We start from the raw sequence: 23,630 nt of genomic DNA, 5'->3' as shown, positions 1-23,630 counted from the left end.
GACGTTATGGAGCGCGGAGCGCGCATCCGCCGTCATGAGGTGGCCGTGCCGCTGAAGTAGGGCACCCATGTGGTGCCGTTTGAATCAGGTAATAAACCGATCAAAGGGAATGACGGTGACGGGCTCGCCGGCTTCGACTTTGCCTCGTTCGGCTTCGAGCACGGCATAGGCGTTGGCGCCAAGGAAGGAGGTGAGTACACCGGAGCCCTGGGCGCCGTTGCTGTCGATCTGGTTTTCGCCATCGACGCAGCGCAGGGTCGCGCGTTGGAAGTCCTGTCGGCCCGGGCGTTTTTTGTAACCGCTGGCGGCTTTGGCGGTCAGCTGCAAAGGCGGTTCCGGTGCTTCGCCGGCCATGGTGCGCAGGATGGGCAGTGCCAACTGGTGCAGGGTGACCATGGAGGACACCGGGTTGCCGGGCAGGCCAAAGAATACCGCCTTACCAAGGTGCCCAAAGGCAAAGGGTTTGCCGGGTTTGATGGCCACTTTCCAGAAGCCGATCTCCCCCAGTTCGCCGAGAATGTCTTTGACATAATCCGCATCGCCTACCGATACACCGCCGCTGGAAATGATGGCGTCGGCTTCTGCTCCCGCGCGTTCGAAAGCGGCGCGGATCTGGTCTGGCTGATCAGGAATCAGGCCCAGGTCCAGCACCTCGACGTTCAGGCGTTGAAGAATGGCGATCAGACCGTAGCGGTTGCTGTCGTAAATGTGGCCATCCTTCAGCGGTTGTCCCGGCGGAGTAAGTTCATCGCCGGTGGACAGCACTGCGACCTTGAGGCGTCGCTTGACCGTGGCCTCGGCCAAGCCCAGGGAGGCGAGCAGGGCAATATCCACGGGACCGAATCGATAGCCGGAGGGAAACACTTCCTGGCCTTGCGTGATGTCCTCGCCGGCGCGACGAATGTTCTCGCCCGTGGAGGGTGCTTTCATCACGTGAACGCTATCGCCGTCGACTTCGGTATTTTCTTGCATGACCACCGCATTGGCACCGGCGGGAATCGTGGCCCCGGTGGTAATGCGTACGCATTGCTCCGCGTTAAGTTCACCGTCGAAGTGATGCCCGGCCAGTGATTGTCCGACCAGCTTCAACACTTGTCCGGCATCTTCGGCGCGCAGAGCGTAGCCATCCATCGCCGAGTTGTCGTAGCCGGGGACATTAAAACCGGCGTGTACCGGCTCGGCGGTGACCCGGTCGAGCAGCTCGGGCAGGGAAACGGTCTCCGTGTCGGTCACCGCCTGTACCGCCACTTGCATGCGGGCGATGGCGTCCTGAACCGGAATCAGTTGGGGTTCGTCGCAGCAGGCCATCAGTCACTCTTTTCCTGGTTGATCATCCACACGGCGGCTTCCACCCGTGAGCGCAGGCCGAGCTTTTTCAGCAGGTGTTTGACGTGCACTTTGACCGTGCCGTCGGAAATGTCCAGCTCCCGGGCGATCAGTTTATTGCTCAGGCCCTTGGCGATCAGTTTGAGAATTTCCAGCTCGCGCCCGGTCAGGCTGTCGAGCTTGGCTTCGTTGTTGGGCTGGGGCTTGCGGATGGCGGTGGCCAGGGCCTGGGTCACGGCTTCGCTCATTACCATCTTGCCCTGCAGGGCGCGCTCGATCTGGGTGAGCAGTTCGTCCGGTTCCATATCCTTGAGCAGATAACCGTCGGCGCCCCGGGAGATGGCGGCAATCACATCTTCGTCGGCATCGGAGACGGTGAGCATCACGATGCGGGAGGTCACGCCCACCCCGCGCAGTTTTTCCAGGGTTTCCAGTCCGTCCATGCCCTGCATGTTCAGGTCGAGCAGAATCAGATCCGGGTCCAACTCTTCACCGAGCTTGATGGCTTCGGCGCCGCTGCCGGCCTGCGCGACCAGCTCAAGGTCGTCGGACAGTTCAATCAGTTGCTGCAACCCTTTGCGCAATAAGGGGTGGTCATCCACCAGCATGATGCTGGCCGCGTCGTGGCTCATAAAGATGTCTCCCAAATCAATCAATATCGCCGCATTGTCAGTGGCTTACCTCTTTTTGGCAAGTCACGGGCGGCCCTTAGCGTAAGGATGAACAAGGCGCAAGCTGTCCAGTGTGGGTAGCCCTTTGGAGGGGGACGCCCGAGTGCCCCTATGTCCAAGGGGGCATTGAGCGCCTTCTGCCCAGCACCCATAGTAGCGCGATGAGGATTACGATCAACCCTGCGAGCAGTGCGTCCCCTATGCGTGACTTGTCTACCCCGACCAAGGTATCGACCGACACGACCGGTCCGGGTCCCGGTTGGGTGGGCGCGGTATTGGTCTGCGGCTTCGGGCTCTGGCTGCTGCCGTCGGTCTGGGTGGTGTTGTTGGCGGCGACCCGCACCGATCTGAGCTATTCCGACTTACTGTCCCTACTGGCGTTGACGGGTTTGTCGGCCAGTTGCCTGCGCTTGACGCTCGGGTTCTGGCTGTTGAGCTACGGCCGCGGCCTGGTGCTCAGCACATTGTTGATTCTGCTGCTGGTGGCGGTGGTGCTGACTTTCATGCTCAGTGGCACGCCCCTGAGCCGGACCTGGCTGCCGGCGCTGTTTCTGTTGGTGGGGCTAGGCGGTGGCGGTCTGGCAGCCCTGGGCGGGCCGGCGGAAACCTCGGATGAGGCACAGCGCTACGGCCTGGAAGCGGCCTCGCTGGCGGGGCACCTGGGGGTGGTGCTCAGTCTGTTGGTGGTACCGCTGGTCATTACGGTGCCGCTGCCGGTGGGTGAGCCACAGTGGCTCAATCTGAGCGTCAGTCACTTTCTGGGCCGCCTACCCGAAAGTACCCCGGTCTGGCTGGGTTGGAGCGGTCTGTTCTGGGCCTTTTTTGCTCTGATCACTCTCCTGCTCTGGTCCCTGCGGGCGCCCTGGCGGCAGTCCCTCGCGGTGAGCGATTGGCGTCGCGGTGTATCCGCGCTGTTCGCCGGCGGACTTCTGGCCGTGCTGGCCGGCTGGCTGACCTTGCCTCGTTCGCTTGGTGGCGTTTCGGTCTGGATGCCGGTGGAGCTCACGCTGATGTGTGTTCTGGCCCTGTGCGTGTTGCTCGTTGCGGGGCTCTCCACCGCGCCTCAGCGTCAGCGGTTGATCGGGTTGTTGTCCCACCGGCACCTCTGGTTGATGAGCCTGTTGTGGCTTGCCAGTGTGGGTACATTCCTGGGGCTGACCCTGGTGTTCCCGATCGTGACCTGTCAGCTGTTCGGTGAGACGCAGGGGTATTCCGGAGTATTTCTCTATGCCTGGATGTTTCCCCTGTTGGCCATTCTGGTTCGTCCCCTGGGCGGTTGGGCGGCCGGGCGCTGGGGCGGTGCGCGGGTGGCGGCGGTCAGTATGCTCGGCCTGGCGCTGGGTGCGATGGCCGTATTCTGGAGCTTGCGTGCCCTGACCTTGTCCGAGTTCCCTCTGGACTACCTTATGCCGTATTTGCTCGCGATGGCGTTGCTTTTTGCGGCCTCGGGGATTGGTTACGCGGCCTTGCTGCGCGCACTGCCCCAGGTCTTCCCCCCGACCCGACGCCAGCCGGCGCAAATGTGGCTGGTATCGGTGGCAACCCTGGGGATGGTGTATATCCCCCTGGCGCTGAATCGAGCCGGCGGAGTGGACGGCGTCTATCAGGCGTTTCTGGGCTTTGCGCTGTTCTATGGGCTCTGTGCGTTGGCGGCCTGGGCCCTGTACCTTCGGCGCCACGCGTTCATCTATAACCCCTAAGCCGCATGGACCACCAACATACCCATTCAGAGGTAGCAGGTGGTGCCTAAACGGCTCAATAGGCAAGGGCGCCAATCGTTTCTACTATGAGGCAGTACCCCTAAACATTGTCGGGTTTTTATCGGCCCGGTTCTCTGGAGACGCCTCATGCTTGATGCCAGCGCCATTGCCCCCCGCGACCAGCGGCGTGCGCTTTTTCTTTCCACCTTTGCGTTCACCCTGTGCTTTGCGGTCTGGACGATTTTTTCCATCCTCGGGATCCAGATCAAGCAGGAGTTGGGGCTGAGCGATACCCAGCTTGGCCTGCTCATGGCAACGCCGATCTTGTCCGGGTCGATCAGTCGGCTGTTCCTCGGTGTGCTGACCGATCGGTTCGACGGCCGCTGGGTGTTTGGCCTGTTGATGATCACCACCGGTGTGGCCGTTCTGCTGGTGAGCATGGCGCAGAATTATTATCTGCTGTTGCTGGCCGCGCTCGGTGTGGGGCTGGCCGGCGGCTCGTTTATTGTCGGGGTGGCCTACACCTCGGCCTGGTATCCGGCGGGCAAGCAGGGCACAGCGCTGGGCATTTTCGGTGCCGGTAATGTCGGCTCGGCGATCACCAACTTCGGTGCCCCCTTCCTGTTGCTCGCGCTCGGATGGCAGGTGACGGCTCAGGTGTATGCGGTGGTGATTGCCCTGATGGGGGTGGGCTTTATTCTGTTCGCCAAGGCCGATCCCGGACTGGCCAAACGTCGTGCCAACATCACCTCGCTGAGTCAGCAGTTGGCGCCCCTGGGAGACCTTCGGGTCTGGCGCTTTGCGCTCTATTACTTTTTTGTGTTCGGCGCCTTTGTGGCCCTGGCGCTGTGGCTGCCCCACTATCTGATGGAAGTCTATGGGTTGGGCATTGCCGCTGCCGGTATTCTCACCGCGCTCTACACCATTCCCGCTTCGCTGTTCCGGATTCTCGGCGGCTGGATGTCCGATCGTTACGGCGCCCGTCGGGTCATGTACTGGACCCTGACCGCCTCGGTCATCTGCTGTTTTCTACTCAGTTATCCGCCCACCGAATACCGGGTGCTGGGGGTGGATCGCACCCTGGAGTTCAGCTTTGAACTGACTCTGCCCGCCTTTGTGGTGCTTACGTTCATTCTCGGTTTCTTCATGTCGCTCGGTAAGGCGGCGGTGTTCAAACACATTCCCGTTTACTACCCGACCCACGTTGGGGTTGTGGGCGGTATCGTCGGCATGATCGGTGGCCTGGGTGGTTTCTTTCTGCCGCTGACCTTCGGCATGCTCAACGACGTGATCGGTGTCTGGCAGAGCGCCTTCATGTTGCTGTTTGTGATTTCTGGTGCGGCGCTGGCCTGGATGCACTACGCCATTCGCCTGGCGGAGCGGCACGAGTGGCGTTCCGGGCGGGACGTCACCGACCTGCCGGAGCTCTCCACGCCCGATGCCTTTGTGCTGGAGGACTGGCGTCCGGAAGATAAAACCTTCTGGGAAGAGAAAGGCAAAAAAATCGCCCGACGCAATTTGTGGATCTCCATCCCCAACCTGTTTCTCGCCTTTGCGGTCTGGTCCATCTGGTCCATTCTGGTGGTGAAAATGCCCCAGCTCGGTTTCCCCTATACCTCCAATCAGCTGTTCTGGTTGGCGGCTTTGCCGGCGCTGTCCGGGGCGACGCTGCGTATTTTCTACAGCTTTATGGTGCCGATATTTGGCGGCCGCCGCTGGACCGCGATTTCCACCGCCTCGCTGCTGCTGCCCTGCCTGTGGTTGGGTTTCGCTCTGCAGAATATCGATACGTCCTATCTGGTGATGCTGATTCTGGCCTTACTGTGTGGTTTCGGTGGCGGCAACTTTGCTTCCAGTATGGCCAACATCAGCTTCTTCTTCCCGAAAGCGGAGAAGGGGGGGGCGATGGGGTTGAATGCCGGCCTGGGTAACCTCGGGGTATCCGCCATGCAGTTGATTGCGCCGCTGGCGATCGCGGCCAGTGTGCTGGGCCCGTTCGGGGGTGACCCCACGGTGATTCAGTCCGGCGCCTTGGCGGGCGAGAACCTGTGGATTCAGAATGCCGCTCTGCTCTGGGTACCGTTCATTATTGTGGCGGCGATAGCGGCCTGGTTTGGCATGAACGATATTGCTTCGGCGAAATCCTCGTTCAGTGATCAGGCGGTGATTTTCAAACGCAAGCACACCTGGCTGATGTGCTGGTTGTACCTGGGCGCCTTCGGCAGCTTCATCGGCTTTGCCGCGGGTTTCCCGCTGCTGTCAGGCATGCTCTTCAAGGATGTGGACCCGACCAAATACGCGTTTATTGGTCCCCTGCTCGGTGCGCTGGCGCGTCCGGCCGGTGGGGTGATTGCCGACAAATTGGGCGGCGCACGCGTGACCCTCTGGACCTTCGCGGTGATGATTGCCGGCGTCGTCGGTGTGCTGCAGTTTTTGCCGGGTGAAGACAGTGCCGGTAACTTCTGGGGTTTCTTCGGGATGTTCCTGGTGTTGTTCGTCGCCTCGGGTATTCTCAATGGCTCCACATTCCGCATGGTGCCGGTGATGTTCATGACCCTGCGCCAGCGTGCTCTGGGCGACACCGAACAGGCACAGGTGGAAGGCAACCGGGAAGCGGCGGCGGTACTCGGTTTCATCTCCGCCATCGCGGCCTACGGCGGTTTCTTTATCCCCAAAGCTTACGGCACCTCGTTCGATATGACCGGCGGTGTCGCCGCGGCCCTGACCGGCTTTGTGGTGTTCTACGTGACCTGTCTGTTCGTAACCTGGTGGTACTACGCCCGGCGTGGGGCGGAGGTGCCCTGCTAGTGAGGAGCGGTTGCTCCGGTCATCGGGTGGTAGTAAGCTGATGACCATGTGCGATGACCAGGGGTGATTTATGCATCAAGAGCCGGTTTCCAAGTCCCAGTTCAAGGCCAAGGCGCTGGAGTTTTTTCGACGGGTGGAGGCGTCTGGGGAGACCATTATCGTCACCGATAAGGGGCTGCCTGCCATCGAGGTTCGCCGCTACCGGGCGGAGCAGCGTTCGCCGCTGGAGCGTCTGCGAGGTTCGGTGGTGGAGTTCAAAGGCCCCACTGAGCCGGTCGCTGATGATGACTGGGATGCTCTGTCGTGATTGTTCTGGATACCCATGTGCTGGTCTGGTGGGTCAATGGTGACTCGCAACTGTCCGAGAATGCTCGCGCGGCCATTGAGCATGAGCAGACCTCGGAAAACGGCCTGATATTGATCTCGGCCATTTCTGCCTGGGAAGTTGCCATGCTGATTGAGAAAGGCCGCTTGGCGCTGAGTATGAGCGTTGATGACTGGCTGGATGTGGTAGCCGAGATAGAGAGCGTACGGTTTGTGCCGTTGGACGTCGCGGTGGGCGTGCAGGCCACCCGGCTACCGGGGGATTTTCATAAAGATCCGGCCGATCGCATGATTGTGTCACTGGCGCGCCACCTGAATGCACCGTTGGTGACCGCCGATGAGAAAATTCGGGCCTACAAGCATGTGCGCAGCATCTGGTAATCCCGGCTCACTCAAATTCGCCCCTGACCGTCTGACGGCCAGGGGCGCTAGGTTCAACTGACCGTCAGGTCCGTGTTTTTGAGGGGAATATCGCGGATACGCTTGCCGGTTGCGGCGAAGATGGCGTTGAGTACCGCCGGAGCGGCCACCGCGATGGTGGGCTCGCCCACGCCGCCCCAGAAGCCGCCGGAGGGCATGGTGATCACTTCCACCTTGGGCATATCCTTGAGCGTCATCACCTTGTAGGTGTTGAAGTTTTCCTGCTCAATGCGCCCGTCTTTCACCGTCGCTTCGCTGTAGAGTAGGGGCGACAAGCCGTACACGAATGAACCGGCGACCTGCGCCTCCACCTGTTGCGGGTTGATGACATGGCCCGGATCGGTGGCGGCCACGATGCGGTGCATCTTGACCTTGCCGTCGGTGACCGACACCTCCGCAGCCGCGGCCACGTAACTGCCAAAACCCTTCACCTGGGCGATGCCCCGATAGATGCCTTCCGGCGGCTTGGTGTCCCAGCCGATGCCTTCGGCGGCGGCTTCGAGCACCGCCAGGTGTTTCGGATGGTTGGCCATCAGCTTGCGACGAAAGGCCAGTGGATCCTGGCCGGCGGCGTGAGCCAGCTCATCAATAAAACTTTCCAGATACAGGGCATTCTGGTTAAGGTTCACGCCCCGCCAGAAGCCCGGGCGGATATGCGGGTTGTACATGGCGTGGTCCACCAGCAGGTTCGGCACCGAATACCCGAGAGCCATATCGCCCTCGGGGTCCAGCCCCTGGTACACCACCGGATCGCCCTTGTCACTCATCGCCTGGGGCATGGCGTAGGCCATGATCGACTGGCCGGAGATGCGCATATGCAGGGCCTGGACATTGCCTTCATCGTCCATGGCTGCGCGCAGACGACATTGAGTCACCGGGTGGAAACGGCCCTGCAGCATGTCCTCTTCCCGCGTCCACATCAGTTTGATTGGCGTGTCGGGAATCTGTTTGGCGATCAGGGTGGCCTGCCGTATATAGTCTGTGGCCGCGCGGCGGCCAAAGCTGCCGCCGATGCGCATGGTGTGGATTTCGCACACGTCCTGGGGTAACTCCGCCGCTTCGGCCAGGGCTTCCAGGGCCGTTCCCGGCACCTGGGTCGGTCCCCACATCTCGCAGCCGTTCTTGCGCCAGCGCACGGTGGCGGCGAGCGTCTCCATCTGGGCGTGGTTCTGATAGGGATAGCTGTAGTCGGCTTCAATGACCCGCTCGGCCTTGGCCAGCGAGTCTTTGGCATCGCCTGCCTGATTGCCGATAAACGATGTATCCGCGGTCAAACCTTCGAGCAGCTTTTTGGCGATGCTCTCGCTGGACACCTTGGCGTTTTCGCCTTCATCCCACTCGATCGGCAGGGCTTTCAAGGCTTTCTGGGCACGCCAGAAGGTATCGGCCACCACCGCCACGGTTTCATCATCGACGCGCACCACCTGCTTGACGCCGGGCATGTTCTTGACCTTCTCAGCGTCAAAACTCTTCAGCTTACCGCCGTGCACGGGGCAGGCCTTGGGCACCGCCACCAGCATACCGGGCATGGAGAAGTCGGCGCCGTACACCAGGGAGCCGTCGAGCTTGTCCAGGGTGTCCAGCCGCGCCTTGTCTTTACCGGCAATGCGCCAGTCTTTCGGGTCTTTGAGGCGGATGGACTCGGTTTTGGGCGGTTCGATGTCATTGGCCGCCTGGGCCACGGCGCCGAAGGTGGTGGTGCGCCCGCTGGGCTCGTGGGTAATCACCCCCTCGGAAACGGTGCACTCACTGGCGGGCACCTGCCACTGCCGGGCGGCAGCTTCAGTCAGCATCATACGGGCAGCGGCGCCGCCCTGACGCAGATACTCATGGGAGCCACGAATCGCCGTCGAGCCGGCAGTGAATTGACTCCCCCAGACATTGTCGCGCTCGCGGTTCCGGCCCGGTTTGACCAGGTCGAAGTCCACCTTGTCCCAGTCACACTCCAGATCCTCGGCCACCAACTGCGCCAGGCCGGTCAACGAGCCTTGCCCCATTTCCTGACGGGCGATGCGGATCAGCACCGTCTCATCGGGCTTAACTACCACCCAGGCGTTCACCTCGGGCGACTCGGATTGCGCCCGTGCGGATTGGCTGAAGGGCACGGAAAAACCGAATACAAAGGCGCCGGCCGCAGCGCCACTACCTTTGAGAAACCCCCGGCGGGACAGGTTGATGCCGCCGCTAGCGGGCGTTTGAGCTTCAGGCTTGTTCATTGGAACCTCCGGCCTTCTGAGTGGACGCCATGCGCTGGGCGGCACGCTTTACGCCTTCCAGCACCCTCGGGTAAGTCCCGCAGCGGCAGATGTTGGTGATCTCGCTCCGGATTTCCTCGTCGGTGGGCTCCGGGTTCTGCGCCAGCAGCGAGGCCGCGGCCATGATCATGCCCGGCTGACAGTAACCACACTGGGCCACATCAATCTCCGCCCAGGCCTCCTGTACCGGGTCAAACTGCTGTACCCCGAGGCCCTCGATGGTGGTGATCTTCTGATTCTCCCGAACCGCGCTGACCGGCAGCACACAGGAGCGCTGCGCCACGCCGTCAATATGGACGGTGCAGGCCCCGCACAGAGCGATACCGCAGCCGTATTTGGTGCCGGTCAGGCCGAGCTGCTCGCGCAGCACCCACAGCAGTGGGGTATCGTCCTCGACGTCGACCTCTTTGGTCTGGCCGTTGATGGTGAGTTTCATGGTGTGCCTCCGGGCTAAAGCGCTATGGCAATTGAATGTCCCGTAAAACACCTCGTGCATTGCGGGCCACATTCTTTCCGACGTTCTTCTCCAACGTTGCCATTATCCTCTCCATCTGCTCAGGATCAACCACCAGATTCTGAGTAATCGTTAAATGGGAGTGAAGCTGAGGGTTTACATCCCCGATGGCTGAAAGCGTACCCACCACAACGAGTTCCCGCTCAAGGTACCCCAGATTGTTCCGGCTGAACAAATAGCCGAACAGATGGGCTTTCAACGCATGGTCCATGGTGGGGGAGAAATTACCAAACAGGGGTTGTGACGCTTCTTCCATGGTTCGATCCGTTAAGTACTCCAAGGTTTCTGAACCAAGCTGGTAGTAATCCGTGCTATCGGGCAATTGGCTCGGCTCTTTACCTTGAACGTCTTCAATACCGTTCTCCCTGCGCTCCTCCAGTAGGCTTCTGAATGTCAGCATGCCGGTTAAGGCTCTCGGAAAGCCGGCATAGGCGTATTGGTGCGCAAAGGCCTCTTTGATTTCGTTCACGGTCAAGCCACTTTCCAGGCCTTGAACGAGAGCTGGCTTGAGTTTCTCTGTATCTCCGATCGCAGAGAAGGCCGCAATGGGGATCAGGCTCAGTTGTTTTTCCGTGAGCGTCACCGGGGTGGGCGCTTCGGGTTGGTCGGGTGTCGTTGATTTGGGATCGGGAAGTTCCACTTCCTCTAACCAGGTGACGCCTTGTCCGTCTGGGGATACCGGGCTGATGGCAATATGGGTCATCGAACGGTGCTCACTGGCACCATGCCAATGCTTGACGCCCGGCGGGCATATCACCACATCGCCCTCTTGCAGTGTCTGTATGGGCTTTCCCCACTCCTGGGTTCGGCCTTCACCGTCAGTCACAATCAGGTACTGACCGTGGGGATGGATATGCCAGTTGGTGATGGTTCCGGCCTCAAACGTCACCGTGGCGGGCGCGACATCACCGGGGGAGGACATGGTCGGAAAGCGTGAAAACTGGGCGTCGCCTGAGAAGCGACTGGCGGGCGCTTGGTTGATTTCATGTTCAGGCGCTTTGACTACCTGTTGGCGGGTTCTCTCATCGGCCAGTATGGTGGCAGACAAAAGCGTCAAAATCATTGTGGCTATCAGGGGCTTGCTCATTGTTTACTCATCCGTTCGGCAATCCTGCGGGTTTGTTTGCCTGATTCGCTGCTTAAGGATAGCTCCTCAGGTGTGGTGCTTATGCAGCCGCGATGGGCATCGCTTCAGTGTAGACATGGTCGCTGTTGGGGCGGTAACAAGATCTTCTCCGATGTTTGCCTGTTTCTCCAGGCGGTTTACATACTCTGAAGCGACAAATCTACAGGCCCCTCTAAAACGACGTCTGTCACAAAGGCATTTTTTTGACTAGACTTCAAGGTTACGGTGGTTTGTTTAGTCGGATTCAATAATGGCACGAAATAATTACAGCGAGCTGCTTGCCTTTATCCATGTGGCGAGGGAGGGCAGTTTTACCCGGGCGGCGGCGCAGATGGGCATTTCGACCTCTGCGCTCAGTCATGCCATCCGGGCCCTGGAGTCTCGTCTGGAGGTCCGTCTTCTGACTCGAACCACGCGCAGCGTGTCCACCACCGAGGCGGGGGAGCGTTTGTTTGAGCGTATAGCCCCACACTTTGAGGGGATCGATAGCGAGCTGGCCGCCGTGCGGGATCAGCGCAGTCGGCCCGCTGGCACGGTTCGGATTACCACCGCGGAGCATGCCGCCAACACCCTGATTTGGCCCAAGCTGGCCAAGGTGCTCCCCCAATACCCGGATATCACCGTCGAGGTCACGGTCAACTACGCTCGCACCGACATTGTTGCTGAGCGTTACGACGCGGGCGTTCGTCTCGGAGGAGAGCTGGCCAATGACATGATCGCCGTACGCATCGGCCCGGATGCCCGCATTGCCGTGGTGGGGTCTCCCGATTACTTCGCCCATCACCCGAAGCCCCGCTCACCCCAGGAACTGGCGGAGCACAACTGCATCAACCTGCGTCTGCCCACCCATGGAGGGCTGCTGCCCTGGGAGTTTGAGAAAGGTAAACGGGAACTGACCGTCAAGGTGACCGGCTCCTGGATATTCAATAGTGTCTCCCCCATTCTTCGAGCGGCGTTGGCCGGCCAGGGGTTGGCCTACCTGCCGGAGGATGTGGCCACCGAGCATTTGGCCGCTGGGCGGCTGATCAGAGTATTGGATGAGTGGTGTCAGCCCTACACCGGCTACCACCTTTATTACCCAAGCCGAAAGCCAGCATCAGGCGCCTTTGCGGTCGTTCTTGAGGCGTTGCGCGAGCCGGCTCCCGCCGATTGATGAATAAAATTCAATAAAGCATCCTGATTTTTGATCTTGTTTAGCGCTTCTCGCTCTCCTACTATCGAATGACTGAATCAATCGGCAGGAGAGATCTTATGACCGTACGACAATCCTTGTTTGGCCTATTGGCACTGCTTTTGGCATCACAGCTGAGTTTTGCCGATAGCTCCGTGAGCGAACGTGAGATCCGGGAAATTTCCGCCGCCAAGTGGCAGTGGATGGCGGATAAAGACGTTGAAAAGCTGGAAGCGCTTTTCCATGAGCAGTCCAAATTCGTGCATATGAGTGGTTCTTGGAAAAAAGAGCGGGAACTGGAAATTATTGAGTCCGGCAGCATCTGGTACAAAGACGCTGAGGTTCATGATGTGGCGGTAGAGGTGATCGGTGACACCGCCATCGCGTGGAACCGCATCACACTGGTAGCGGTGGTGCGTGGAAACGAGGTCTCCAACGAATTTACCGTGACTGAAGTGTATAAGAAGCTGGATGGTGACTGGCAAATGCTCGATCTTACTTTCAGTAGTGTGAGAGACACCCACGAGATTGAACATTAGTCCCGCTGAGCTTCGGCGCTTGATGATGGTGGGCTTACCGGTACCAGAAGCCTAGCGCAGGGAACCGATAGCCTGCAGGATCAGGCAAAAGGTTCGTGGCTATGGGCAAATGGTGGGTGTTAGCAGGGAATATACTTAGCGGATCTGTACACATTTTGGCCAGTGGGTCTCGTTTATGACTGAGCAGCAGAATGTCGTTCCCTTCCAATCGGGCAAGTCGGTCCAGTCGAACAAGTCGGCCGATAAGCAAAAATCAGCGCCTGCCCCGCAGGAGCTGGGTGTCCTGGCGCGCCTCATCGAACGATTCGCTCCGCACGATGGCCGCTTCGACCTGCCCGTTCCGGGGCTTCATGTCCTGCGTCAGTCCTCGCCGTCCTCCGAATTGCAGCATACGCTGAGTAAGCCTGGGCTGTGTCTGGTGGCTCAGGGAACCAAGTGCGTGTACCTGGCCGACAGACGTTACGAGTACAACGAGTCCCGCATGGCGGTGTATGCGGCGGAAGTGCCGCTTGGCGTTAAATTCATTGAGGCGTCCAAGGCGGAGCCCTATCTGTGCCTGGTGGTGCATATCGATCGGAAAAAGCTCTCGGAACTGATCTTCCGGGCATACCCGAACGGCTTGCCCATGACTCGGCATAACGAAGCCATCTACCTCGATGAAGCAAATCCCGACATTGTACGCTCGGCCATTCGCATGCTTGAGCTGATTCTCAGCCAGGACAATGCCGATCTTCTGGCTCCGTTAATGATCGACGAAATTCTTATCCGGCTGCTGCGCAGTCCGGCCGGGGCGGCCATCGCGCACATCGGCCTGTCCGACTCGCACGCCTTCAAGGTGGCCGAAGCAATCACCTGGATCAAGGAACATTTCCGGGAGCCGATCAAGATCGACCACTTGGCTGAGCTTGCCAACATGAGTTCGTCATCGTTCCACCATCACTTTAAGTCGGTAACCAAGATGACGCCCCTGCAGTTTCAGAAGACTATGAGGTTACAAGAGGCCAGACAACTCTTGCTGACCCGGGCGGTGGATATCAGTACGGCCTGTCACCGGGTAGGTTATGCCAGCGTGTCCCAGTTCAGTCGTGAATACAGCCGGATGTTCGGAAGGGCGCCGAGTAAGGATATAAGCCATTACCGGGATCACTGATTCAAACCACTCGATGTACAGTTCATTGAACTTTGCAAGACCACAAACTGGGGGTCCTATGCCTACCTATAACGTTACCGTGAACAACCAGAAGTACGAAGTCGAAGCCGATCAGGACACGCCTTTGCTGTGGGTGCTGAGAGACGAATTGAACCTTTCGGGCACCAAGTTTGGCTGCGGTATCGCCCAATGTGGCGCCTGCACCGTGCACATGAACGGCAATGCCATTCGATCCTGTTCGTTCCCGGTGTCCGCAATCGGTGATGCCAAAATTACCACCATTGAAGGGCTCTCCGAGGACGGCAGCCACCCGGTTCAGCAGGCGTGGCTGGAACACGACGTGGCCCAGTGCGGCTACTGCCAGGCGGGACAGATCATGTCGGCGGCCGCCTTACTGGCCCGTAATGCCAGTCCGGACGACGAGGCGATTGAGGAGGCCATGTCCGGTAACTTGTGCCGATGTGGAACCTATAGCCGGATCAAGACAGCCATTAAAACGGCCGCAAAGGCGTAGGAGGTATGGATATGAGCACTGAAACCGAAAGCGAAGCGACTGTGTTGAAAACCTCCATCGGCCGCCGGGCCTTCCTGAAGGCCAGTGCGGCGGCTGGCGGCGGGTTGTTTATCAACTTCAGTTGGCTGAGCGGCGCGGCGGCTGCCTCGGGTGAAGCCGCGACCGATCAGGCCTTTGAACTGAATGCCTATCTTCGGATTGCGCCTTCGGGCGATATTACGGCCATGGTTCCCAATCCGGAGTTTGGTCAGAACCTGATGACCTCCATGCCCATGATTCTGGCGGAGGAGCTGGACGCCGACTGGGAAAAGGTCACGGCCAAACAGGCCGAGTTTGAACCCGAGGACTATCAGCGCCAGTTTACCGGGGGCAGTCAGTCTATCCGACTCGCTTGGCAGAGTTTACGCATGGCCGGCGCCAGCGCCCGACACATGTTGCGTCAGGCGGCGGCTAAGAAGTGGAGTGTTCCGGTTGAAGAGGTATCAACTCAAAAAAGTGTTCTGTCGCACGCCGCCTCCGGAAAAACCAGCACTTACGGAGAGATGGCGTCCGAAGCGGCCATGATCCCGATGCCCAAGCAAGTACCCTTGAAAAACAAGAGTGCGTTTGAGTTGATCGGACAGTCCCGGAAAAACCTGGAAGGCCTGAAGATTGTGACCGGCCAACCGATGTTTGGCCTCGACTATCAGGCCGAAGGTATGCTGGTGGCGATGATCGAGCACCCTCCGGCCTTTGGGCAGACGGTTGACTCGGCGGATCTGGATGAGATCAAAAAAATGAAAGGCATTGTGGATGCCTTTGTCTTTGAGTCCATGCGACCGGACTACCAAAAGAACTATTTTGATACCACCGCCTTCCCCAGCCTTATCGCCATAGTCGGGCATAAAACCTGGCAGGTGATGAAGGCGAAAAAAGCCCTGTCGGCGAAGTGGAAAGCCATGCCTGCCCGGACCGAGACCATTGATCGCTTTGGCACTGCCATTGAGGTGAAGGTACCCGGCGGTCTGGAGAGTACCGACGGTCACCGCAAGGCGATGGACAATGCGCTGGACGGCGAGCTGGAAGTGTTGCGCCGGGACGGAGACCCTAAAACGGCTTTCGAGCAGGCCGGAACGGTGATCGAGAGGACATACCGGGCACCGTTACTCGCGCACAACACACTGGAGCCCATGAACTTTTTTGCTCATGTCACCGATGACGAAGTTCATGTGGCGGGCCCGCTGCAGGCCCCGGCGTTTATCGAAGGCACTGTGGCCAGCCGGCTCAATGTGCCCACCGATAAGGTTCGCATTGAAATGACCCGCATGGGAGGCGGCTTTGGTCGTCGCGCGTACTCCCACTATCTGGTGGAAGCGGCCGTTATCTCGAAGCAGGTCAAGGCGCCCGTCAAACTGATCTATAGCCGCGAAGACGACATGACCATGGGGATCTATCGCCCCACCTATACTGTTCAGCTCAAGGCAGCGCTGGATGAAAATAAACAGTTGGTGGCTTATCAGGTTCGCGGCGTTGGGTTGACCGAGCATTGCGTCCATGAGAATCGCTTTCCCGCCGGGGCCGTGGATCACTACCTGGCGGAGGGGTTGGTGATTCCCTCCAACATCACCACCGGGGCGTTTCGTGCACCTCGCTCCAACTTCATGGCGCTGGCCGAGCAGGCGTTTCTGGATGAAGTGGCCGAGGCGGCTGGAGAAGATCCGATTGCGTTTCGTTTGAGCTTGCTGGAGCGGGCGAAGAACAATCCGGTCGGCGAGAGCAATGACTACGACCCGAGTCGCTATGCGGGCGTGTTGAAACTGGTACGCGACCGGTCGGGCTGGAACTCCATGCCCTCGGACGTCAAGAAAGGCGTAGCAGCCTACTTCTGTCATAACTCCTACGCGGCTCAGGTGGTAACCGTCACCCAGGAGGGGGATAGCTTACCCAAAGTCGACCAGGTGCACAGCGCGGTGGATTGTGGCGTTGTGGTAAATCACGATGCGGCGGTCAACATGGTGGAGGGTGCAGTCATCGATGGCATCGGTAATGCCATGTACGGCGAGATGACGTTCACTGACGGTAAGCCGGATAAGCGTAATTTTGATCGCTACCGGATAATTCGCATGAATGAAATCCCCCGCCAGATTCATGTGAACTTTGTCGACAATGACATAGACCCCACCGGTCTGGGCGAACCACCGTTTCCGCCGGTCTTCCCAGCGCTGGCTAACGCCTTGTACCGGGCTACGGGAACAAGGCTGTATGACCAGCCGTTTATCAAAGCCCTGGAGAAAGGCTAGCGGGTTGGGATGGCGTCAGGAGGGCGCCATCCGCTCGGCCTGGACAATCTCGATCCAGTAGCCGTCCGGGTCCTTGATGAAGGCGATGTGCTTCATCTTGCCGTCTTCCGGGCGCTTTACATAGTTCACATCATTGGCATCGAACCAGGCGACGGCCTTTTCCAGGTTGGGCACGGAAAAACAGATGTGGCCAAAGCCCTGGGGCTGGCTGTTGCCGTCGTGGTACTCAAAGTCCGGGTCTTTCTCGGTGCCCCAGTTGTGGGTCAGCTCCAGAATGCCGCGCTCACTGAAGGTCCAGCGGGTGCGTTCTTGTACGTCTTCGGGTAGGGGCTCGTCCGCATCGGGCTTGGCCAGGAAGTACAGGGAAAACTCCATCTCTTCGAAGTCCAGCCGGCGCAGCACGCGCATGCCGAGCACGTGGGAGTAAAAGGCCAGGGAGCGCTCCGGGTCTTTGACCCGCAGCATGGTGTGGTTAAAGCGAAAGCCATCGGTTTCCACCGGGGCCTGGTCGGCCACACCGGGGTATTGTTCTGTGTTAAAGCTCATGGGAATTCCAATGTTTGATGTGTAACGAATTGATTTATTAGCGGTCGAACTCGTCGAGTACCGAGCGCACTTTGCCTTCAAGTGAGCCCAGTCCGGCCGAACGGCCCAGGGCCAGAGACTCGTCCACAGGTTTGCCTTCAATCTGGTGCGCGGCAATGGCCAGCAGGGCGCCCACCCGGTTGCCTGAGGCACAGTGCAGGAAGACTGGTTCATCCTCCTGCTGCAGCAGTTGGTGCAGTTTCCGCGCATTGTCGGCGGTCACGTCACCGGCGCCGGAAATGGGCAGTGAGACATACTCCATACCCAGTGCCTCGGATTCCGCCCTGGGGTCAAAGGCGACCTTTTCTTCCGGTCCGCGCAGGTTGATCACTTTGGTCACCCCGGCCGCTTTGAGGGCGGCCAGCTCGTCCCGCGACGGTTGGCCCCCGGTTACCAGGTTCTCGCTCGGTGTGTAAAAGTCATGGGCCTCGGCGGTGGCGGACAAGTCACCGGCGAGAGAATTGACGGCCCAGAGCAATAACAGGGCGGTAGTGGCACATCGGACGATGGAACTCATGGTGATTCACTCCTGCTTGAAATGAGGTGATTACGATAACACGGTCAAGGCGTCGTGGGCTTTTCGTTGTGGTTACGTCCACCCCTGAGTTTCTGACGGGATCCGCTCCACGACTCGGGTGACAGCGTCGATGGCGCCGGCCAGGTAGCCTGGAAACGGTTTTGACCACTCGCTGCCAATACCGGTCACGCGACCTCGCCAGGGGCCAGAGGGCGCTTCGATTTCCGGTGCCGCGACATGGGCGCCGCCGTCCCGTCGGTCAGCCGATGTAGCGGTGAGCGGGTCAAGCGCCCAGTCTTTAAACAGTTCTGCTCGGGGCTCGGCCGCCTGTGGCCCAAACAACCGACCGAGCTGCGACCGGCAGTGGGCCTTTAACGTCGCCTCGGTCGCCGTCTGGCGCACCTGGGCCGGAACACCAAAGAAACCGAACAGCGCCGCCGCACCGCCCGGTACGGAGGCATCGTGAATTTCGTTCATGGGGCCGTGCAGGCTGCGAGCCTCACCCGATAGCCCCTGTTCCCGCCAGAACGGTGTGTCATACAGCGCGACGTACTTTGCGTGTGGTGCCATCCAGGTCGGCGTGAAGCGCCACTGCCGAGCCAGTGGCTCGGGCAACGGCGGATCAAAGGCGATGGTGCTTTCCGCCAGCCGCGGAGGCATGGCCAGCAGCACCCGCTGGACCTTTCGGGTGGTGACGGAATGGGCGATATCGACGCTATCAAGCTCAATATGATCATCGCGGTAGCGAAGGCTTTGGACCGTTTCTCCGGTCATCAACCGGGTTTTATCCAGCCGTCGGTGCAGTGCCTCTATCAGACTGGCCACGCCGCCCGCCAACCGCATGGAGGGCGGCGAGTTTACATAGCCATTGGTTCGAATGGGCGCATCATCGGGCGATCGTTCAATCACCATGGCGCCGGTTTCGAACTGCTCGAATACCTCCAGATCCATTGCCTGGATGAGTTGCATCAGTTGCGGCTGGAGCTCAGGCCAGAACCAGGATGGGCCCAGATCAAACCGATTGTGCGGGCCGGTCATATCGGGGAACGTGGGGGACTCGATACGACCGCCAAAGCGCGAGCGCGCTTCAATCAGCATATAGTCGGTAAGGCCCATCTGCTCCAGCCGGTAAGCCGCGTACAGGCCGCTCAAGCCGCCGCCGATGATCGCTATTGAGGCACTGTGCATAAACGAGCTCTTGTGTTTGATGGGCCAGGCTGTCGATGGGGCAGAGTTGATCCCTCATGCCTCGACGATTGCGATACGGCGAGGCGGGAGCCTGGGATCATTCGGTGCCTTTCCTTTGGGGGTCAACTGGCAAGCCCGAGTAGGGTATTGGCCACGACGATGCCCACCACCACCTTCAGCGGCGACAGCTTCCAGACTGAGAGCAACACAAAGCCCGCGGCGGCGATCAGAAAGTCCGAGGGCGTAAGTACGGCGCTGGTCCACACCGGCTGGTAGAGGGCGGCGGCCAGTATCCCAACCACGGCGGCGTTGGCGCCGGCCATCAGGGGAAAAGCGAAGCGCTTCTGGCGCAGTTGATCCCAGAAGGGCAGTACGCCCAGCAGCAGAAGCATGCCGGGCAGGAAAATCCCCAGCAGTGCAATGCTCGCTCCGAGCAGGCCGCCGAGATTGGCATCCACCGCACCCAGGTAGGCCGAGAAGGTGAACAATGGGCCCGGGATCGCCTGGGCGGCGCCGTACCCCGAAAGGAAGGCATCGGCGCTGACCCAGCCGGTGTCCACCACCCGGGATTCGAGTAGGGGCAGCACCACATGGCCGCCGCCAAAGACCAGGGCACCGGAGCGATAGAAGGCTTCGAACAACTCCAGCGCGTGGGTGGGCCAGAGCACCACCGCCAGCGGGAGGCCGCCCAGTAGGGCGAAGAAGGCCATCAGGAAAACGCTACCGGCCCGGCGCGACAAAGGCAACGCTATAGGTCCAGCCTCAGGGCGTTGGAGGCTTCGGCACCACACCAACCCGGCGAGTGCCCCGAGGGTGATGGCGCCAATCTGTCCAAGTGCCGTCGGGATGAAGACCACTGCGGCGATACCGCCCAGGGCAATCAGCGCCCGGGTCCGGTCCGGGCATAGGTTGCGCGCCATGCCCCAGACCGCGTGGGCCACCACCGCGACAGCCACCAGCTTGAGACCGTCAATGGCGCTCTGCCCCAGGGGGCCGCCAAAGGCATCGGCCAGGTAGGCGAAGCCGAACAGCAGAGCGGCGGAGGGCAGGGTAAAGGCGACCCAGGCGAGCAGGGCGCCGATAAACCCCCCGCGTATCATGCCCAGGGCAAAACCCACCTGGCTGCTGGCCGGGCCAGGGAGGAACTGGCACAGCGCGATCAGGTCGGCATAGCCCTGTTCGCTCAGCCACTGCCGGCGTTTGATGAGTTCTTCGCGGAAGTAACCCAGGTGGGCGACGGGGCCGCCGAAGGAAGTCAGCCCGAGTTTGAGGAACGCCAGAAAGACCTCGAGAGCTGAGCCTCGCGGGTGGGTGGTGGGGGTGTTCGCCTGGGGCACGGCTCTCCTCCGTAGTTGGTTTTAAGCTTCGCGGGCAAACACGCCTGCCTGGCGCAGGCAGTCCGGCGTGAACAGGAACTGGACCCGGGTGCCGCCTTCGGTGCGGTTGCCGATGGTCACCTCGCCGCCGAGATTTTTGCTGCGCTCCTGCATGATCGCCATGCCGTAATGATTCAGCTTTTCGGGGTTCTCCGGAATGCCCACCCCGTCGTCGTCGATCACCACCGACACTTTATTGTGCCGGCGCTCAATCTGGATATCGACGCGCTGGCCCCGGCTGTGGTGCAGGGCGTTCTGGGTCGCCTCGCGCACAATCTGCAGTAGGTGGATTTCTTCGTTCGGCGTTAGCGGCAGGCTTTCCAGTTGGTAATCCAGCTCGATGGTCATCTCGGTCTGGGCGCTGAGCTGCTTCACGCTGGTTTGCAGGGCGCCGAGCAGCCCGGGGCCGTCCACTTTCAGACGGAAAGTCGTCAGTAGTTCGCGTAGCTGCCGGTAGGCGGAGCTCAGCCCCTCCTGCAATTCTTTGGAGACGTCTTCCAGCGTTTGCTTGTCGTCCTTGGCCAGCGCCCGGTTCAGGCGGGTGACCTGGATTTTCAGATACGACAGTGCCTGGGCCAGGGAGTCGTGCAGCTCCCGGGCGATCACCGTGCGCTCGTGGACCAGGGACAGTCGCCGCGCGTTGTCTTCTTCCGCCTGCAGGCTCAGTGCCATGGCGATCTGGTCTGCCACCGACTGCAGTAATTGCTGCTGCCAGGGGGTGAGACTGCCGCTGTCGCCCATACGACACACCAGTACGCCGTAGTGTTGCTGGTCGCGGTTCATGGGGAAACTGTAGCGATAGACGGGATCCGGCAAACCGGTGCCCTGGGCATTGCTCAGCAACTCGCCGCTCAGGCAATCACCGCAGTTACGGGTCATACAGATATCGTACTCGCTGTCCTCGGGTTTGACCTGACGATAGGGATGATCGCCAGCGGAGGTAATCAGGCACAGTTCCAGATCGTCTACTTGGGCGACTTCGGCGGCACGGGTGATGATTGGCTGAAAGTCGATGCCCTCGGGCTCCTGCTCGATGATCGTCTGAGCGGTCTGGTACAGAAACTCCAGCGTCGTATTGCTGCGCTGCAGCTCCCGGGTCTGTTGGGCAATCTGGGCTTCCATTTCCCCATGGGCGTAGGCGATGGCGCGGCTCATCTGGTTGAACGACTCGGCCACTTCGCCCAGCTCATCCATATAACGCGGCGCCAGTCGGTGCTCGTAGTCGCCCTGGCTGACCCGGCGGGTGACCCCCAGCAGCTCGGCCAGGGGCTGCTCCACCCGCAGGTGAAGCCAGTACACCACCACGGCGGCCAGCGCCAGAATGGTAAACAGGGCAATCACCTGAACCAGGCGCAGCAGCGAGGCATTGGTTTCGGCGTGACGTTGCAGTTCACCGACCGTGGCGTCGATCTGCTCGACCAGGGCCTCGGTGGCGGCAATGCGCTCGTCGGCGTTCAGGTTGTTGAGTTGCGTGCGCAGCTGTCGCCACTGGGCTTCGGTGGTTTCCAGCCGCTGTTCGAGCGCCGGGCTGCGGTGACGCAACAGCTCAAAAAGGGGGTGATTCCAGGTGCTTTCCAGTTGACCGAGGACCTGTTCGCGGCGCTCGGTGCTGGCGGCGGGGCTCTCTTCCAATGCCAGCAAGTGGTAGGTGTGCATGCGCAGGGAGCCGGCCAGGTTGATGGCGTGGGCGTCACTGTCGGCCCGGTCGGATAACCAGTAGGACGCGGCCATGGTCAGGGCGGCCAGAGCGACGATGCCCGCGAGGGCGAGCTTGATACTGAGAACCAGGGATTGGGTGCGCATAGCGGTGCCGTCTGAACGGGCCGGCCGGGACTTGAGTCCCGGCCGGCGTTTGACCGATGGGATCAGCTGCTGACTTTCTCCAGGGCCTGATCGATATCGGCAATAATATCATCGATGTGCTCAATACCAATGGACAGTCGCACCAAGTCCGCCGACACACCCGCGGATTTCAGCTCTTCCTCGTTCAACTGACGGTGGGTGGTGGTGGCCGGGTGGCAGGCCAGGGATTTGGCATCGCCGATGTTCACCAGGCGCAGAATCATCTGCAGCGCGTCGATAAACTGCGCCCCCGCTTCCTTACCGCCCTTGATACCGAAGCTCAGAATACCCGAGGCGCGTCCGCCGCTGATTTTCTGGCACAGGCCATTGTAGGGGCTGTCCGGCAGGGCGGCGTAGTTCACCCAGTTGACCTTGGGGTGCTGCTTCAGGTGTTGGGCGACCTTCAATGCGTTCTCGCAGTGACGCTCCATGCGAATGCCCAACGTCTCCAAGCCCTGCATGATCAGGAAGGCGCTGTGCGGTGCCAGGGCCGAACCGGTGTTGCGCAGCGGTACCACGCGGCAGCGGCCAATGTAAGCGGCCTCGCCCAGGGCTTCGGTGTAAATCACATTGTGGTAGGAGGGGTCCGGCTCATTCAGCATCGGGAAGCGTTTTTTGTTGGCGACCCAATCGAATTTGCCCGAGTCCACAATAACGCCGCCCACAGTGGTGCCGTGGCCACCAATGTATTTGGTCAGGGAGTGGACCACGATGTCCGCGCCGAACTCGAACGGCTTGCACAGGAAGGGGGTGGCGACGGTGTTGTCCACAATCAGCGGAATACCATGGCGGTGGGCGATGTCCGCCAGTGCTTGCAGGTCCACAATATTACCGGCGGGATTGCCAATCGACTCGCAAAACAGCGCCTTGGTTTTGTCGTCGATCAGGCTTTCCATTTTCTCCAGATCATCAAAGGACGCCATGCGCACATCGATGCCCTGACGGGGGAAGCTGTGGGCAAACAGGTTGTAGGTGCCGCCGTACAACTGACTGGTGCTGACGATATTGTCGCCGGCATCGGCGATGCATTGAATGGAGTAAGTAATCGCGGCCATACCCGAGGCCAACGCCAGGGCACCGATACCCCCTTCCATCGCCGCGACCCGCGCTTCCAGTACCGCGTTGGTGGGGTTCATGATGCGCGTGTAGATGTTGCCCTGCACCTTCAGGTCGAACAGGTCGGCACCGTGTTGGGTGTCATCAAAGGTGTAGGAGGTGGTCTGATAGATGGGGGTGGTGGCCGCATGGGTGGTCGGCTCGGGCTCGTACCCGCAGTGTAGGGCCAGTGATTCCAGCTTCATGGTCGGTTCTCCAAACAGGGCGCC

20 protein-coding genes are annotated in these 23,630 nt (G+C 60.2%); 9 read left to right on the top strand and 11 right to left on the bottom strand.

Going from position 1 to position 23,630, the window contains the following annotated elements; genetic code table 11:
* Nucleotides 1-84 precede the first annotated feature (84 nt).
* Nucleotides 85-1,308: a gephyrin-like molybdotransferase Glp gene (gene glp / locus N645_RS0109180; RefSeq protein WP_024461216.1), complete on the bottom strand. Its 1,224-nt coding sequence runs from the start codon at nucleotides 1,306-1,308 to the stop codon at nucleotides 85-87.
* Nucleotides 1,308-1,958 carry a two-component system response regulator NarL gene (gene narL / locus N645_RS0109175; protein ID WP_024461215.1) on the bottom strand — a complete coding sequence of 217 codons (651 nt, stop codon included), beginning with the start codon at nucleotides 1,956-1,958 and terminating at the stop codon, nucleotides 1,308-1,310. Before narL ends, glp begins: the two co-directional genes overlap by 1 nt.
* A gap of 239 nt (nucleotides 1,959-2,197) precedes the next feature.
* Here narL and N645_RS0109170 point away from each other — a divergent pair, with 239 nt between their 5' ends.
* The 4 genes from N645_RS0109170 to N645_RS0109155 all read left to right on the top strand — a co-directional run bounded on the left by N645_RS0109170 (nucleotide 2,198) and on the right by N645_RS0109155 (nucleotide 7,210).
* Nucleotides 2,198-3,697 (top strand): hypothetical protein, encoded by a 1,500-nt coding sequence (locus tag N645_RS0109170; RefSeq protein WP_024461214.1) that lies wholly within the window; start codon nucleotides 2,198-2,200, stop codon nucleotides 3,695-3,697.
* A 147-nt stretch (nucleotides 3,698-3,844) separates the two neighbouring features.
* Complete coding sequence (locus tag N645_RS0109165; RefSeq protein WP_024461213.1) at nucleotides 3,845-6,505, top strand: MFS transporter; 2,661 nt, start codon at nucleotides 3,845-3,847, stop codon at nucleotides 6,503-6,505.
* A gap of 70 nt (nucleotides 6,506-6,575) precedes the next feature.
* A complete protein-coding gene (locus N645_RS0109160; protein ID WP_024461212.1) occupies nucleotides 6,576-6,812 on the top strand; it encodes a type II toxin-antitoxin system Phd/YefM family antitoxin in 237 nt (78 codons plus the stop codon).
* Complete coding sequence (locus N645_RS0109155; protein ID WP_024461211.1) at nucleotides 6,809-7,210, top strand: type II toxin-antitoxin system VapC family toxin; 402 nt, start codon at nucleotides 6,809-6,811, stop codon at nucleotides 7,208-7,210. The genes N645_RS0109160 and N645_RS0109155 overlap by 4 nt, the downstream gene beginning before the upstream one ends.
* 53 nt (nucleotides 7,211-7,263) lie before the next feature.
* Here N645_RS0109155 and N645_RS0109150 read toward each other — a convergent pair whose 3' ends face one another.
* From N645_RS0109150 to N645_RS0109140, 3 genes are read right to left on the bottom strand one after another with little or no spacing between them, the layout of a single operon-like run.
* Nucleotides 7,264-9,465, bottom strand: a complete 2,202-nt coding sequence (locus N645_RS0109150) for a molybdopterin cofactor-binding domain-containing protein (protein ID WP_024461210.1) — start codon at nucleotides 9,463-9,465, stop codon at nucleotides 7,264-7,266.
* Entirely contained in the window at nucleotides 9,452-9,940 is a 489-nt protein-coding gene (locus tag N645_RS0109145; RefSeq protein ID WP_024461209.1) for a (2Fe-2S)-binding protein, read from the bottom strand. Before N645_RS0109145 ends, N645_RS0109150 begins: the two co-directional genes overlap by 14 nt.
* A 22-nt stretch (nucleotides 9,941-9,962) precedes the next feature.
* The gene (locus tag N645_RS0109140; RefSeq protein WP_024461208.1) at nucleotides 9,963-11,105 is read right to left on the bottom strand and encodes a carboxymuconolactone decarboxylase family protein; all 1,143 of its coding nucleotides are present in this window, start codon (nucleotides 11,103-11,105) and stop codon (nucleotides 9,963-9,965) included.
* Between the two features lie 289 nt (nucleotides 11,106-11,394).
* Between N645_RS0109140 and N645_RS0109135 the strand changes: the two genes are divergently transcribed.
* The 5 genes from N645_RS0109135 to N645_RS0109115 all read left to right on the top strand — a co-directional run bounded on the left by N645_RS0109135 (nucleotide 11,395) and on the right by N645_RS0109115 (nucleotide 16,797).
* The gene (locus N645_RS0109135) at nucleotides 11,395-12,297 is read left to right on the top strand and encodes a LysR family transcriptional regulator (RefSeq protein ID WP_024461207.1); all 903 of its coding nucleotides are present in this window, start codon (nucleotides 11,395-11,397) and stop codon (nucleotides 12,295-12,297) included.
* A 98-nt stretch (nucleotides 12,298-12,395) separates the two neighbouring features.
* Nucleotides 12,396-12,854: a nuclear transport factor 2 family protein gene (locus N645_RS0109130; protein ID WP_024461206.1), complete on the top strand. Its 459-nt coding sequence runs from the start codon at nucleotides 12,396-12,398 to the stop codon at nucleotides 12,852-12,854.
* A gap of 175 nt (nucleotides 12,855-13,029) precedes the next feature.
* Nucleotides 13,030-14,004: an AraC family transcriptional regulator gene (locus tag N645_RS0109125; RefSeq protein WP_024461205.1), complete on the top strand. Its 975-nt coding sequence runs from the start codon at nucleotides 13,030-13,032 to the stop codon at nucleotides 14,002-14,004.
* 58 nt (nucleotides 14,005-14,062) lie between these two features.
* Complete coding sequence (locus N645_RS0109120; protein ID WP_024461204.1) at nucleotides 14,063-14,518, top strand: (2Fe-2S)-binding protein; 456 nt, start codon at nucleotides 14,063-14,065, stop codon at nucleotides 14,516-14,518.
* Between the two features lie 11 nt (nucleotides 14,519-14,529).
* Nucleotides 14,530-16,797 (top strand): molybdopterin cofactor-binding domain-containing protein, encoded by a 2,268-nt coding sequence (locus tag N645_RS0109115; RefSeq protein WP_036160735.1) that lies wholly within the window; start codon nucleotides 14,530-14,532, stop codon nucleotides 16,795-16,797.
* 15 nt (nucleotides 16,798-16,812) lie between these two features.
* Here N645_RS0109115 and gloA read toward each other — a convergent pair whose 3' ends face one another.
* From gloA to N645_RS0109085, 6 genes are all read right to left on the bottom strand, one after another.
* Nucleotides 16,813-17,343: a lactoylglutathione lyase gene (gene gloA, locus N645_RS0109110; protein ID WP_024461202.1), complete on the bottom strand. Its 531-nt coding sequence runs from the start codon at nucleotides 17,341-17,343 to the stop codon at nucleotides 16,813-16,815.
* 37 nt (nucleotides 17,344-17,380) lie between these two features.
* Entirely contained in the window at nucleotides 17,381-17,899 is a 519-nt protein-coding gene (locus N645_RS0109105) for a beta-lactamase hydrolase domain-containing protein (protein ID WP_024461201.1), read from the bottom strand.
* Nucleotides 17,900-17,971: 72 nt separating this feature from the next.
* Nucleotides 17,972-19,087 carry an FAD-dependent oxidoreductase gene (locus N645_RS0109100; RefSeq protein ID WP_024461200.1) on the bottom strand — a complete coding sequence of 372 codons (1,116 nt, stop codon included), beginning with the start codon at nucleotides 19,085-19,087 and terminating at the stop codon, nucleotides 17,972-17,974.
* 122 nt (nucleotides 19,088-19,209) lie between these two features.
* Nucleotides 19,210-20,424 carry a chromate efflux transporter gene (gene chrA / locus N645_RS0109095; protein ID WP_024461199.1) on the bottom strand — a complete coding sequence of 405 codons (1,215 nt, stop codon included), beginning with the start codon at nucleotides 20,422-20,424 and terminating at the stop codon, nucleotides 19,210-19,212.
* Nucleotides 20,425-20,445: 21 nt separating this feature from the next.
* Nucleotides 20,446-22,266: a histidine kinase gene (locus tag N645_RS0109090; RefSeq protein ID WP_024461198.1), complete on the bottom strand. Its 1,821-nt coding sequence runs from the start codon at nucleotides 22,264-22,266 to the stop codon at nucleotides 20,446-20,448.
* A 62-nt stretch (nucleotides 22,267-22,328) separates the two neighbouring features.
* A complete protein-coding gene (locus N645_RS0109085; protein ID WP_024461197.1) occupies nucleotides 22,329-23,606 on the bottom strand; it encodes an O-acetylhomoserine aminocarboxypropyltransferase/cysteine synthase family protein in 1,278 nt (425 codons plus the stop codon).
* Nucleotides 23,607-23,630: the final 24 nt, after the last annotated feature.

Origin of the sequence: Marinimicrobium sp. LS-A18 (assembly GCF_000463525.1) — a bacterium.
GTDB classification, from domain to species: Bacteria; Pseudomonadota; Gammaproteobacteria; order Pseudomonadales; family Cellvibrionaceae; genus Marinimicrobium; species Marinimicrobium koreense.
The sequence above is the reverse complement of the archived record's forward strand: the minus strand, read 5'-3'. Positions and strand labels throughout refer to the sequence as shown.